This window comes from Zoogloea oleivorans, assembly GCF_008107625.1.
In the GTDB taxonomy this organism is placed as follows: domain Bacteria; phylum Pseudomonadota; class Gammaproteobacteria; order Burkholderiales; family Rhodocyclaceae; genus Zoogloea; species Zoogloea oleivorans.
Map to the genome: position 1 here is coordinate 74,830 of NZ_SDKK01000001.1, position 13,344 is coordinate 88,173.

Here is a 13,344-nt window from a genome sequence, read left to right on the forward strand (position 1 = left end):
ATGAAGCTGGATGTTTTGCAGCAGGCGCTTGGGTATCGGTTTGTCCGTCCCGAGTTGCTGGAGCAGGCCCTGACCCATCGCAGCTTCGGCTCGCCCCACAACGAGCGGCTGGAGTTTCTCGGCGATAGCGTCCTCAATTGCGTGACGGCCATGGCCCTGTTCGGGCGCTTTGGCGAATTGCGCGAAGGTGATCTGTCCCGTTTGCGTGCCAACCTCGTTCGTCAGGAGGCCCTGCATCGTCTGGCCGATGGACTGAAGCTGGGCGACTACCTGCGTCTTGGCGAGGGTGAACTGAAGAGCGGCGGGCATCGCCGTCCGTCCATTCTGGCCGATGCGCTGGAGGCGATCTTCGCCGCTGTCTTCATGGACGCCGGTTTTGAAACCGCCAAGGCGGTCATCGACCGGCTTTACGAATCGTCCATCGCCGAGCTCGATCCGGCCCGCGCCCTGAAAGATCCGAAAACCGCCCTGCAGGAATGGGTTCAGGGGCGGCGCATGCCGCTGCCCCGTTACTCCCTCGCCAATACCCGCGGCGAAGCGCACCAGCAGGAATTCGAGGTCGAGTGTGAAATCACCGGCCTTGGCCTCAAGACCCGCGGCATCGGCGTGAGTCGCCGCGCTGCCGAACAGCAGTCCGCTCAGGCGGCGCTGGAACTATTGCCAAAGTAATGACCGAATCCAATTCCGCTGCCGACAAGTCTTTTCGTACCGGCTTCGTCGCCATCGTCGGGCGCCCCAACGTGGGCAAGTCCACGCTGCTCAATCGCCTGATCGGGCAGAAGATCAGCATCGTTTCCCGCAAGGCCCAGACCACTCGTCACCGGGTTACCGGCGTGCTCACCGAGGGGCAGTCCCAGTTTATTTTCGTGGACACCCCGGGCTTCCAGACGCGTCACAAGAATGCCCTCAACCGGGCGATGAACCGCACCGTCACCCAGGTGCTGGCAGACGTGGACCTGGTTCTGTTCGTCATCGAAAGCGGCCGCTACGGCCCCGAGGACGAGCAGGTGGTCAAGCTGCTGCCGCCGGAGGCCAAGGTGGTGCTGGTGATCAACAAGGTCGATCTGCTGGAAGACAAGGGGCGCCTGCTGCCTTTCATGCAGCGTATGAGCGAGGTTTTCCCGTTCGCCGAGATCGTGCCGGTGAGCGCCGAGAAGGGCCGCAATACCGACCAGCTCCTGAAGGCGGCCGCACCCTACCTGCCCGAGGGCGAGCCGATTTTCGACGCGGACGACATCACCGACCGTAGCGAGCGTTTCCTGGCTTCCGAATTTCTGCGCGAAAAGCTCTTCCGCCAGTTGGGTGAAGAGCTGCCCTACGGCATGACTGTCGAGATCGAGAAGTTCGAGGCCGAGGCCGGCATGCGGCGCATCAGTGCGGCGATCATCGTCGACAAGGCGCCCCACAAGGCGATGGTCATCGGCAAAGGCGGCGAACGCCTCAAGCGCATCGCTTCCGAAGCGCGTGTCGAACTGGAAAAGCTCTTCGACTCCAAGGTCTTCCTTGAGGTCTGGGTGAAGGTGAAGAGCGGCTGGGCCGACGACGAGCGGGCGCTAAAGAGCCTTGGTTACGACTGATCCCTGGCCGGCCCTGTCGTGAGTGCCAGGCAGCGCGTCGATCAGCAGCCGGGCTTCGTGCTGCACAGTTATCCCTACCGGGAAACCAGCCTCATCGTCGAGGTCTTCAGCCGGGACTTCGGTCGCATCGGCCTGGTGGCCAAGGGCGCCCGGCGTCCCATGTCGCAACTGCGCGGCGTGTTGATGGCTTTTCAGCCGCTGTTGATCGACTGGAGCGGCGGCGGGGAGATGAAAACCCTCGTTCGCGCCGAATGGCTGGGCGGCCAGCCCCTGCTCGGCGGTCAGGCCCTGCTGTGTGCCTATTACGCCAATGAACTCCTGATGCGCCTGATGCCCCGGGAGGATTCCCATCCGGAGTTGCATCGGGCTTACGGCGAGGCGCTGCGCGCGCTGGCTGCCAACGAATCCCAGGAAGTCGTACTGCGCCGCTTCGAGCTGGCCCTGCTGCAGGAGCTTGGCTACGGCCTGTGCCTGGATGCGGATGCCGACGGCGTGCCCGTGCGGCCCGACGGACACTACGCTTATATAATTGAACAGGGCGCCGTGTCGCTGGACGAATACGGCATCGACGACCCCTCGGTGGTGAGCGGCAAGACCCTTCTCGACATGGCCTGCGGCGATTTCCGCGACGCGGAAACCCTGGCCCAGAGCAAGGCGCTGATGCGCCGGCTCATCCAGCATTATCTTGGCGGACAGGTACTCCAGTCCCGCCGCGTCTTTACCGAACTTTTTGCCTTTCCCGGAGATCCGTCTTGATCGAACTCGGCGTCAACATCGACCACGTGGCCACCCTGCGCCAGGCGCGCCGTACCTGGGAGCCCGATCCCGCATGGGCCGCGGTGGAAGCCCACCTCGGTGGTGCCGATGGCATCACCGTGCACCTGCGCGAGGATCGCCGCCACATCCAGGATGCGGATGTGAAGAAGCTGCGCGAACTTACCCAGATCAAGCTCAACCTCGAGATGGCGGCCACCGACGAGATGGTCGGCATCGCCTGTGAACTGAAGCCCGAGATGGCCATGTTCGTACCGGAAGGTCGCCATGAGGTGACCACCGAAGGCGGTCTCGACATCGTCTCCCAGGAGGCACGCCTGAAGGATTCGGTTGCGCGCCTGGCGGAGCGGGGCATCGTCGTCAGCGTCTTCATCGATGCCGACATCGCCCAGATCGAAGCTGCTGCGCGCATCGGTGCGAAAGTCTGCGAGATCCATACCGGCCCCTACGCCCACGCCTTCCATGCGGCGGGTCGCGATGCAGAAAGCCCGGCGGTGCTGGTCGAGATCGACAAGATCGCCCGCGCTGGCGAGACGATTCTCGGCCTGGGCCTGCGTTTCAACGCCGGCCACGCCCTCAACTATTACAACGTCCAGCCCATCGCGCGCCTGCCCGGCATTCGTGAGCTGCACATCGGCCACGCCATTGTCAGCCGTGCGGTGTTCACCGGTTTGCGCGAAGCCGTACGCGAAATGAAGCGCCTGATGCGGGAAGCCGCGGACCGCGGCCCGCGCGCATGATCCACGGCGTCGGCACCGACATCGTGCGCGTGGCGCGCATGGGCGAGGCCCTGGCGCGCCACGGTGCGCGCTTCGCCGAGCGCATCCTTGATGTGTCCGAGCGGCCCGCCTTCGAGCAGGCCCGCGACCCGGCCCGTTTGTTGTCGAAGCGTTTTGCGGCCAAGGAGGCTTTCGGCAAGGCCCTCGGCACCGGCGTTGCGGCGCCGGCCACGCTGCACGCGGTGCGTGTCGCTCATGACGCCCTCGGCAAGCCACTGTTTGAATTTTCGCCGTCCCTTGCTGCCTACATGCAGGAGCGCGGCCTCGTTGCCCATTTGAGTCTGTCCGACGAAACCGACTACGTCGTCGCCTTTGCCGTCATTGAAAAGCCATGAAGACTTCCTACGCCCATCCTGGCCCCGTCATGCTCGACGTGGCTGCCTATGAAGTCACCTCGGAAGAGCGCGAGATTCTCCAGCACCCACTGGTCGGCGGAGTGATCCTGTTTGCCCGCAACTACGCCGAGCCGGAACAGTTGCGTGCGCTTACCACGGCGATCCGCGCTGCACGGCCGGAATTGCTGATTTCCGTGGACCACGAAGGCGGCCGCGTGCAGCGCTTCCGTGACGGCTTCACCCGTCTGCCGGCCATGCGCCGGCTGGGCGAGGGTTGGTCGGCCGACCCGGAGGCGGCGAAGCAGCAAGCCCGTCACGCCGGCTTCGTGCTGGCGGCAGAACTGCGCGCCCACGGTGTCGACCTGAGCTACGCGCCGGTGCTGGACCTGGATTACGGCGTCAGCAGCGTGATCGGCGACCGGGCCTTCCATCGCGATCCGTTGGTTGCCACCGAGCTGGCTCGCGCTGTGGTGGCCGGCCTGGCGGACGTCGGCATGCGTGCGGTGGGCAAGCACTTCCCCGGTCACGGGGCGGTCGAGGCGGATTCCCACGTGGCGATTCCGGTCGATTTGCGCTCCTTCGACGAGGTCTGGAAGGATGATGTGCAGCCCTTCCGCCTGCTCGCCGGCGAGCTGGGCGGGGTGATGCCGGCGCACGTCATCTTCAAGAACATCGAGCCGCGTCCGGCGGGCTTCTCGGCTTTCTGGTTGCAGGAAATCCTGCGCGGCAAGCTGGGTTTCGAAGGCGTGATCTTCAGCGACGATCTGACCATGGAGGGGGCGAGCGTCGCCGGTGGCATCGTGGCCCGCGCCGAAGCGGCCCACAGTGCCGGTTGCGACATGGTGCTGGTGTGCAACCGGCCCGATTTTGCCGTTGAACTGCTCGACGGCTGGCAGCCTGCAGTGAGCGCCGACAGCAGCAAGCGCATCGCCGCGCTGCGGCCGCGCCCGGGCACGGCACCGGCCGACCCGGCTACGCTGGCCGGCTGGGCGCCGTATCGCACCGCCCGCGAGAGCGTGCTGGCGCTGGCCTGAACCCGCCTCCGATCCGCGCTCCCGTGACTTTCGACGCCAGGGATTTCTTGCGCAGCCTCACCGAGGAGCCCGGCGTCTATCGCATGATCGGCGCCGACGAGTCGGTGCTGTATGTCGGCAAGGCCAAGAATCTCAAGCGGCGCGTCTCGTCCTACTTCCAGCGCACCCAGCTGAGCCCGCGCATCGCCATCATGGTCGGGCAGATTGCCCGGGTGGATACCACCGCCACGCGTTCCGAGGCCGAGGCGCTGATTCTCGAGAACAACCTCATCAAGAGTCTCGGGCCGAAGTACAACATCCTCTTCCGTGACGACAAGTCCTATCCCTACATCGCCCTGTCCGGGGGCGACTTTCCGCAGATTTTTTACCATCGCGGCGGCTTTCACAAAGGCGTGCGCTACTTCGGGCCATTCCCCAACTCGTGGGCGGTGCGCGAGAGCCTGCACCTGATGCAGAAAATTTTCCGCCTGCGCACCTGCGAAGACACCACTTTCAGCAACCGTTCGCGGCCCTGTCTGCTGCACCAGATCCGGCGCTGCACCGGGCCCTGCGTGGGCCTCATCGACAAAGAGGCTTACGCCGCCGACGTGCAGCTGGCCAGCCTGTTTCTCAACGGCCGCCACGGCGATGTCATCGACGATCTGTCCCGGCGCATGCAGGAGGCTTCCGACAAGCTCGCCTTCGAGCAGGCGGCGTCGTATCGCGACCAGATCCGCAACCTGCAGGCGGTGCTGCACAAGCAGTTCGTCGAGAGCGCCAAGGACGAGGACGTGGACGTGCTGGCCGCGGTGGAGCGGGGCGGCATGGTGTGCGTCAACCTGGCGATGATTCGCGGCGGGCGCCATTTGGGCGACCGGCCGCTGTTTCCGAGCAATGCCCAGGGCTGCGATCCCCTTGACGCGCTGGTGGCCTTCGTCGAGCAGCATTACCTGGATCACCCGCTGCCGGGCAAGATCCTCGTCAATCTCGAGCCGGTGGCGGTCAAGGAAGCGCTTGATGCGGTGGTGGACGGCAAGGTCGGCGTGATGACTGCCCGCTACGAAAACGAGCGCGCCTGGATGGGCATGGCCGAGAACAACGCCAGCCTCGCCTTGCTGGCCCGTGAGCAAGAGTCCGCCCGCGGCGAGCAGCGTCTCGATGCCTTGCGCGACGCGCTGGGGCTGGCCGACACGCCGAACCGCATCGAATGCTTCGACATCTCGCACACCATGGGCGAATCGACAGTGGCTTCCTGTGTGGTGTGGGACGGCAAGGCCATGAAGAAGTCCGAATACCGTCGCTACAACATCACCGGCATCACCGGCGGTGACGACTATGCTGCCATGCGCCAGGCCCTGACCCGACGCTACGAAAAGGTGGCGGCCGGGGAGGGCGTGCGCCCGGACCTGATCCTCATTGACGGCGGCAAGGGGCAGATGGGCGTGGCCAAAGAGGTGCTCGCCGAACTGGGCCTCGAGACGATCACCATGTTCGGCGTGGCCAAGGGCGAAAGCCGCAAACCGGGGCTGGAAGAGCTGGTCTTTCCCGATGGCCGCGAGCCTGTGCACATGCGCCCGGACGCGCCGGCGCTGCACCTGATCCAGGAGATCCGTGACGAGGCGCACCGCTTTGCGATCACCGGGCACCGTGCGCGGCGGGCCAAGACGCGCAACACTTCGCGCCTCGAAGACATCGCCGGTGTCGGTCCGACCCGTCGCCGCAAGCTGCTCGCGGCCTTTGGCGGTATCGAGGGCGTGCGCAATGCCACGGTCGAAGATCTGTGCCGTGTCGACGGCATCAACCGCGTGCTTGCTGAACAGATATACAATTCGCTGCGATAGCCAGCGACCGCCGACATGCTTTTCAATATTCCGAACTCCCTCACGTGGGCACGCATTGCCCTGATCCCCTTTTTTGTCGGGATCTACTACCTGCCGGAAAGCTGGATCCCGGCCCAGGACAAGAACCTGGTGGCGACCCTGACTTTCGTCGTGGCGGCAGTGACCGACTGGTTTGATGGCTACCTGGCCCGCTCCCTGGGCCAGACATCGGCTTTTGGCGCCTTTCTCGACCCGGTGGCCGACAAGCTCATGGTTGCGGCGGCGCTGATCATCCTCGTGCACCTCGGGCGGGTGGATTCCCTCATCGCGCTGGTCATCATCGGACGCGAGATCACCATCTCTGCACTGCGGGAGTGGATGGCCAAGGTGGGGGCGTCGGGGAGCGTGGCGGTAGCCTTCGTCGGCAAGCTGAAGACGGCGGCCCAGATGTCAGCGATTCCGTTACTGCTTTTTCAGGCACCGCTGGCAGGTTTCGACAGCATGGGGCTGGGAACGGTGCTGATCTACGTGGCTGCGGTGCTGACCCTGTGGTCCATGGGGTACTACATGCGCTGTGCCTGGCCGGAGTTGATGAAGCGCAGTCGTTGAAATTTTCAGGTTTTGTTTGACAAACTAAAATTATTGCCTATAATGGCGGTCTGTCGAGAGCGGCAGTAGCTCAGTTGGTAGAGCGCAACCTTGCCAAGGTTGAGGTCGAGAGTTCGAGACTCTTCTGCCGCTCCAAGGAATTCCAGGAAAAGCGTTGCTTTTCCGCTTGTTTTACGGCGCGATAGCAAAGCGGTTATGCACCGGATTGCAAATCCGTGTAGGTCGGTTCGACTCCGGCTCGCGCCTCCAGGTGTAGATTAAAGCGGCAGTAGCTCAGTTGGTAGAGCGCAACCTTGCCAAGGTTGAGGTCGAGAGTTCGAGACTCTTCTGCCGCTCCAGATGTAGAAACGGGGAAAGCGATTATCGCTTTCCCCGTTTTGTTTGTGTTTGTCGATTTTATCCGGACTCCCTCTGCAGGCTCTGTCCAGCGCCTTGTCTCCGTTCCGAAAAGCTTTCGTCACTCCCCTGTCATGCGCACTCTCCATGCTGGTGTCAGGCCCGGGAAGGGGTGTGTGCAGTTCTGGAGGGTGCGGTGATGCGAAGGAAATACAACGGTTTGCGCAGGCCGCCGGGCGGCTTTTTGATGCGGGGTTTTGCAGCCCGTCTGCTGGAGGGCTGGGAGCGGCTCCTGTTCATTCCGGACGCTCCGCTCATGGGCGGGTGGTTCTTGATGGATGAGCAGGAGCTGGAGGCGGGTTTTGCGGGGGTGGGGGGCGGTACTCTCTGTGGCTTATCTGCCCATGTCGGCGGCGATCAGCGGCAAATTCACCCGTAAGGTAGTGCCGCCTCCCGGCTTGCTGCTCACGTCGATGCGTCCGCCGTGCTTGCTGACGATGTCGTAGGAGATCGACAGGCCCAGGCCCGTCCCCTTGCCGACCGGCTTGGTCGTGTAGAAGGGGTCGAAGATCCGCTTCAGCACTTCGGGTGGCATGCCGTGGCCGGTGTCGGCTATCTCGATCCAGGCCCACTGGGTATCGTGGCCGCTGCGTACGGTGATGGTGCCCCGTTCGTCGATGGCGTGGGCTGCGTTGATCAGCAGGTTCATGATGACCTGGTTGATCTGGGCCGGAAGGCAGGGCACTTTCGGTAGCTCGGGATCGTATTCGCGCACGACCTCGGCTTTGTACTTGAGCTCGTTCCAGACTACGTTGAGGGTGCATTCGATACCGGCGTTGAGGTCGGCCTCCTGCCATTCGGCCTGGTCGAGCCGCGAGAAGTCCTTCAGGTCGGCGACGATCTTGCGGACCCGTTCCAGTCCGTCGCGGGATTCGCGAATCAGGTCGGCGCTGTCGGTTTTCAGGTAATCGAATTCGACAGCGACGAAATCGGCTTCCGTAGCCTTGCCGGTTCGGCACGCCTCCAGCAGCGTGATCAGTTCGTCGGTGTAGGTTTTCAGTGTGCCCAGGTTGGAGTTGACGAAGCCGACCGGGTTGTTGATCTCGTGGGCAACACCTGCGGCGAGTACGCCGATAGAGGCCATTTTCTCCGATTGCAGCAACTGTCCGTGGGCCTCTTCCAGCTCACGCATCTTGCCCGCCAGTTCGAACCAGCGACGGCGCAGCAGTTCGAGGAGCCCCCAGCTGACCGCCAGAACGAGCAAAAACGCGGTGCCGTGGGCCAGCGTGGTCTGCCGGATGCCGTCGCGGGTGGCTGCCTGGACGGGGGCATAGCTTTGCGACACGCTGAGGCCACCGCGAATATCGCCGGCCTTGTAGCCTTGCTTGGCATGACAGGCCAGGCAGCTTTCCTGCACCAGCAGCGGTGCCATATAGCGCAAAATTGTGCCGTGAGGGCTGGGCTCTGTGCCCATCGTCTCCTTTTCGCCATGCTCAAAGGCCTCAAGGGCGCGGCGCTCCCAGTCGTCCGCCATGTTGGCTGGGCGGATCGGTCGCAGGCTGGTAAGGCGGAACACCACGCCGCCGTCCGAGGCTGCCATGCCGGCGATGAGGCGCGTCATGTAGGCCGGGTTGACCATCGTCATCGCCACCCCGTCAGTGGTCGTTATGTCGCGGCGGGAGTGTTCCAGATAGGGGTTTGGCGGGGTTTCCGGAGTGACGGGCACATACACTCCGCCATGGCTGGCATTCCAGTTGCGGGTCAGCATCACCATGCGGAACATGTTGCGCGCGCCCTCGATGGCTACCTGCGTGGACTGCTCGCGAATTTTATCGATCTGCAGTTCGAGGGACAGCGCAACAATGATCCCCCACAGCACCAGGGGCAGCAGCCACCAGCGCCGCTCGCGGATGAGCTGTGGAACGGCGCGCAAGTTGGCGGTGCTTGTTGAAAGCATTTCTGTCATGGCGGGCGAGGAGCTGGGTGGCGACCCATCGTCGCCAGAGCGCAGCTTAACGGCAGGACGTCCCCTTGTCCTGAGTCCGTATCAAGGCGAAGTGTTCCCAGGCCACGCCAAGGACTGCATGAGCTGTTCTGCCAGCCTCTGACCACTCTGCCAGGCGCCTTCCACCTTGCCGCCATTCAGCCAGTCGCCACACAGCCCGATGCGAAGGTCTGCGTCCCACGCACACACGTTGTCCAGAGCCGGTTCGGTGTCGGCGTAGCGCCAGCGGTGGGCTGTCCATGCTTGCGGGGCAGGGGCGCCGAGTTTGATGAAGGCCTGCAGGAGAGCGGCCGCCACGGCTTCCGGGCTGTCCTCGATGTGCGCCTCGCTCCAGGTGGCCGAGGCGTGGAGCAGCCAGGTTTCCTGGGGGCCGCGCCCCGGTTTACTGTTGTCGCGGGCGACCCAGCGTAGCGGGCCGGCGTTGACGAAAGCCGCATCAAACGCGAGCGTGAGGGGGGCATCGTAGCGCAGCATCAGCGCCCAGCTCCCGCGCATCACGGCACGTCCGGCAAGGGCTGCCAATCGGGGAGCCGGCACGCGTAGCAGGGGCTCCGCCTGGGGAGCGGGGACGGCTAGCAGGATGGCATCGAAGCGGGTCGCCAGTACGCCCTGTTCGATGGAGGACAGGCACCAGCCGTCCGGCCCGCAGTGCAATGTCTGGATGGTGGTTTGTGCGCTCAGGGGCAAGCCATCGGCTAGATGGCGTGCCGGTGCCGTCATGCGCGGAACGCCGACAAAGCGTTCGTGACCCTGATCCGGTTCGCGGGTTTCTGCCCCGCCAAGTATGGCGAGGCGCGGTTGCCACAGATCAGCCACCCCGGCCGCCTGCCAGCGGGCGACTTCTGCCCGAAACGCGGGATCGCGGGCAGTGAAGTACTGAGCGCCATGGTCGCACTGCCAGTCATCACCGCGGCGGGTGCTCATGCGCCCGGCAGGGCCTCGGCTCTTGTCGAACAGAACGGTATCAAGGCCGGCGTCCTTCAGTCTTTTTGTGCAGGACAATCCTGCAATTCCGGCGCCAACGATGGCTATTTTGGGTGTATTTTTCATTTTTGTCCTGGACAAAATTTTGTTTGGCTCGCAATACTAAGGAAGTCCTGAAACGTATTCAATGGAGTTGTGATGACCGAGCGCTTCAAGAATGTCGCCCCGTCGGCCCGCAGTGCGCTTGCCGTGCCGAGCGGCAGGCTGTCGCGGCTGGCACGCCTGGGGAGTCTCGCCTCGGGGGTCGCCGGTGGCATGCTGGCCGAGGGCATGCGGCAACTGGCCCAAGGGCGCCGCCCGTCGGTCAGGGATTTGCTGCTGACTCCAGGCAATGCCCGGCGTGTTGCCGAGCAGCTGGCGCAACTGCGCGGTGCGTCGATGAAGGTCGGCCAGTTGCTGTCGATGGATGCGGGCGAACTCTTGCCGCCTGAACTCAGCGAGATTCTGTCGCGCTTGCGCTCGGATGCCCGGCCGATGCCGATGAGCCAGTTGGTTTCAGTGCTTGCTGCTAATTGGGGTGAGGGCTGGGAGAAGCATTTTCAGCGCTTCTCCTTTACGCCGATGGCGGCAGCCTCGATTGGTCAGGTGCATGCCGCGCAGGCCCTCGACGGGCGCCGGCTGGCCATCAAGGTGCAATACCCCGGTGTACGGCAAAGCATCTCCAGCGACGTCGATAACGTGGCGACCTTGCTTCGCCTGTCCGGTTTGCTGCCCAAAACGCTGGATGTCGGGCCGCTGCTCGACGAGGCCAAGCGTCAGTTGCATGATGAAGCGGATTACCTGCTCGAAGGCGCATACCTGATGCGCTATCGGAGCCTGCTTGCGACGAGCCCCGAATACCTGCTGCCGGAAATGCACACCGAACTGACCACTGGCAGCATCCTCGCCATGTCCTACGTGGAGGGTGTGCCGGTCGAATCCCTGCTTGAGGTACCGCAGGTCGAGCGTGATCGCCTGCTGGCTTTGTTGTTTAGGCTGCTGTTTCGCGAGGTGTTCGAGTTCCGCCTGATCCAGACCGACCCAAATTTCGCCAATTACCGCTATGCGCCTGCGTCAGGCCAGTTGATTCTGCTCGACTTTGGTGCGACCCGGGCCTACCCCGAACGCATGGTCGAGGCTTATCGGCGCCTGCTGACGGCGGGGATGCAGGGGAATAGGCAGGGGGTGGATGAGGCTGCGCGCGAAATCGGCTATTTTCAGGCGGACATCCAGGAGAGGCATCGCCTTGCTGTACTGGATATTTTTACCCAGGCCTGCGAGCCCCTGCGCCACGCAGGCCCCTATGATTTCGGCCAGTCGGACCTGGCCTTGCGCATTCGTGATACCGGCATCAAGCTGGGCATGGACCGGGAGTTCTGGCATACGCCACCCGCTGATGCGCTATTCCTGCACCGCAAACTCGGCGGGCTGTATCTTCTGGCGGCGAAGCTCAAGGTCCGCGTCGATATCCAGGCGCTGTTCGTGCCTCACGCCACGGGGGGTTAGTGCAGATCGTCCTTGTCCGGTGGAACTGGCAAGACGGGAATGCCTTCGTCGATCAGTTCGATCACGTCTTCCTGATTGGCCTTGCCGCGAATGGCGCGCTCTTCCGCCTGGCCGTAATGGATGCGCCGTGCTTCGTCGGCAAAGCGCTCGCCCACATCCTCGGACTTGCTTGCCGCGGCACGCAGTGCCTCGATGAGGCGTTTGGCGATGGCCTGGGGATCGGGCTGCCTGGTTGGTGCGCTGTGGGACGAAGTCTGTACGTAGGGCGCCGACGGCAGGCGCCGGATCTGGTGCGAAGCGCACTGGGGACAGCTCACCAGCCCGGCTGCGAGCTGTGTGTCAAAGGCCTCGCCCGAGGCGAACCACGCCTCAAAGCGGTGCTCCTGATCGCAAATCAGATCAAGGACAATCACGGCTGAAGTTCAAACGAGGTGGTACCCGGAACGGGACTTGAACCCGTAAACCTTGCGGCGGCGGATTTTAAGTCCGTTTTAAGGTTGATCATTGTTAATCTTTGTTAGTCAGATCAATAGCTTAGGATTGTGAGGTTTGCCTGCATTGATCTGTCTACGTCTGTGAAGTTGTCAGTTTGTTGTCACTCCACAAGAGCTGCGCCCCGCCTTAAAGATAACGTAATCAAAATCAAAGTAGAGCTACCCGCAAGAGGGTAAATCACTTCTTGGCTTCAGGGAACGGGTTCTGGGGAAGATCAAACCTGGTAAGCGTACCAGCCTGAGCAACAACGATCTTGGTTGCAACACCATTGGTGAACTCAGGATAAATCGCAACCCAGCCATCTTGAAGTAGCTTCGCATGTGATGCAAGAATCGTATCAAAGCGTCGAGTGCCTACGTCTAGAAACGTCACTCTGCTCACAACAGATGGCCCCAAGTACTCACGGGCAAGGCTGCCTGGCATGGCCACCCAAGACATTCGGGAAACCTTGATTAACTTGCCATCAATAACACAATCGGATCGGAAGAACGCGGTTTGGCGATACAAGCCAGATTGCAAGAACTCTTTCTCTTTTTCACAAGAGAAACTACCAGAACGCACCGCAGACCTCATTTGGAAAAAGCGCCTAGAAAAAACAAGATCAATATCTCGATCCGCACTTTGATCCGAAATAGGATCCACCCGTAGAAAAGTCACTGTTGGCGAAGTTGATTCTGCGTAGTAAAACTTAGCCCGGCCTGCAAAAGTCTCCTCAGGAGATCTAGGAGCAATCAAGGACAGGCCAATCATAGCAACATTGAATCCACCGCCAAATCGGGAAGGTGAGCCAAACATCTTACTTGACAATAAGTCAGCAGCAGCAATTGAGCCTGATATGTCCCTACCCTTTGACATGAAATCTTTTTCAACAGGACCGAATGACTTTCCTTCCAAGGCTAGGCCGTTCAAATACTGAAGGTAGTACTGAAAAGAGTAGTCATAATAATTAGGGCTGAGTTTTCCTTTAAACTCCTTTTCCCGAGCGGCGACATACTCTTGTCGTGATACCAATGGAGTATGAGAGACAAACTCAGATCCATCCCCTGACTCATCAGGCAGATACTTGTAACCACCGCAAGCTGATAACAGCAAAGCCGTCAGGCACACCAAAGAAGCTTTGATCATTTTGAAT

General features: G+C 62.2%; 13 protein-coding genes and 3 tRNA genes. 12 read left to right on the top strand and 4 right to left on the bottom strand.

Annotation, left to right across the window (positions count from 1 at the left end):
- From rnc to ETQ85_RS00390, 11 genes are all read left to right on the top strand, one after another.
- Positions 1–669 carry a ribonuclease III gene (gene rnc / locus ETQ85_RS00340; RefSeq protein ID WP_148577140.1) on the top strand — a complete coding sequence of 223 codons (669 nt, stop codon included), beginning with the start codon at positions 1–3 and terminating at the stop codon, positions 667–669.
- Entirely contained in the window at positions 669–1,577 is a 909-nt protein-coding gene (gene era / locus ETQ85_RS00345; RefSeq protein ID WP_148577141.1) for a GTPase Era, read from the top strand. The genes rnc and era overlap by 1 nt, the downstream gene beginning before the upstream one ends.
- A gap of 18 nt (positions 1,578–1,595) precedes the next feature.
- Positions 1,596–2,333: a DNA repair protein RecO gene (recO, locus tag ETQ85_RS00350; RefSeq protein WP_148577142.1), complete on the top strand. Its 738-nt coding sequence runs from the start codon at positions 1,596–1,598 to the stop codon at positions 2,331–2,333.
- Positions 2,330–3,091, top strand: a complete 762-nt coding sequence (locus tag ETQ85_RS00355; protein WP_148577143.1) for a pyridoxine 5'-phosphate synthase — start codon at positions 2,330–2,332, stop codon at positions 3,089–3,091. Before recO ends, ETQ85_RS00355 begins: the two co-directional genes overlap by 4 nt.
- Positions 3,088–3,465 carry a holo-ACP synthase gene (acpS, locus tag ETQ85_RS00360; RefSeq protein WP_148577144.1) on the top strand — a complete coding sequence of 126 codons (378 nt, stop codon included), beginning with the start codon at positions 3,088–3,090 and terminating at the stop codon, positions 3,463–3,465. Before ETQ85_RS00355 ends, acpS begins: the two co-directional genes overlap by 4 nt.
- Positions 3,462–4,499, top strand: coding sequence for a beta-N-acetylhexosaminidase (gene nagZ / locus ETQ85_RS00365; protein ID WP_246128559.1), 1,038 nt, complete (start codon positions 3,462–3,464; stop codon positions 4,497–4,499). Before acpS ends, nagZ begins: the two co-directional genes overlap by 4 nt.
- Before the next feature lie 83 nt (positions 4,500–4,582).
- Positions 4,583–6,319, top strand: coding sequence for an excinuclease ABC subunit UvrC (gene uvrC / locus ETQ85_RS00370; RefSeq protein ID WP_246128572.1), 1,737 nt, complete (start codon positions 4,583–4,585; stop codon positions 6,317–6,319).
- 15 nt (positions 6,320–6,334) lie between these two features.
- Positions 6,335–6,907 (top strand): CDP-diacylglycerol--glycerol-3-phosphate 3-phosphatidyltransferase, encoded by a 573-nt coding sequence (gene pgsA / locus ETQ85_RS00375; protein WP_148577146.1) that lies wholly within the window; start codon positions 6,335–6,337, stop codon positions 6,905–6,907.
- Between the two features lie 59 nt (positions 6,908–6,966).
- Positions 6,967–7,042, top strand: a tRNA-Gly gene (locus tag ETQ85_RS00380).
- Between the two features lie 40 nt (positions 7,043–7,082).
- Positions 7,083–7,156, top strand: a tRNA-Cys gene (locus ETQ85_RS00385).
- A gap of 13 nt (positions 7,157–7,169) precedes the next feature.
- Positions 7,170–7,245, top strand: a tRNA-Gly gene (locus ETQ85_RS00390).
- Positions 7,246–7,637: 392 nt separating this feature from the next.
- Here ETQ85_RS00390 and ETQ85_RS00395 read toward each other — a convergent pair.
- Both ETQ85_RS00395 and ETQ85_RS00400 read right to left on the bottom strand, forming a co-directional pair.
- On the bottom strand, positions 7,638–9,200 hold the full coding sequence (locus ETQ85_RS00395) for an ATP-binding protein (protein WP_246128560.1): 1,563 nt from the start codon (positions 9,198–9,200) through the stop codon (positions 7,638–7,640).
- Positions 9,201–9,290: 90 nt separating this feature from the next.
- On the bottom strand, positions 9,291–10,298 hold the full coding sequence (locus ETQ85_RS00400; protein ID WP_148577147.1) for an NAD(P)/FAD-dependent oxidoreductase: 1,008 nt from the start codon (positions 10,296–10,298) through the stop codon (positions 9,291–9,293).
- 72 nt (positions 10,299–10,370) lie between these two features.
- Between ETQ85_RS00400 and ETQ85_RS00405 the strand changes: the two genes are divergently transcribed.
- Positions 10,371–11,717 carry an ABC1 kinase family protein gene (locus tag ETQ85_RS00405; protein WP_148577148.1) on the top strand — a complete coding sequence of 449 codons (1,347 nt, stop codon included), beginning with the start codon at positions 10,371–10,373 and terminating at the stop codon, positions 11,715–11,717.
- On the opposite strand, the gene ETQ85_RS00410 is transcribed toward ETQ85_RS00405, so the two are convergent.
- Positions 11,714–12,130: a DUF1178 family protein gene (locus ETQ85_RS00410; protein WP_148577149.1), complete on the bottom strand. Its 417-nt coding sequence runs from the start codon at positions 12,128–12,130 to the stop codon at positions 11,714–11,716. The two genes, ETQ85_RS00405 and ETQ85_RS00410, sit on opposite strands and share 4 nt — an antisense overlap.
- 259 nt (positions 12,131–12,389) lie before the next feature.
- On the bottom strand, positions 12,390–13,337 hold the full coding sequence (locus ETQ85_RS00415) for a hypothetical protein (RefSeq protein ID WP_148577150.1): 948 nt from the start codon (positions 13,335–13,337) through the stop codon (positions 12,390–12,392).
- Positions 13,338–13,344: the final 7 nt, after the last annotated feature.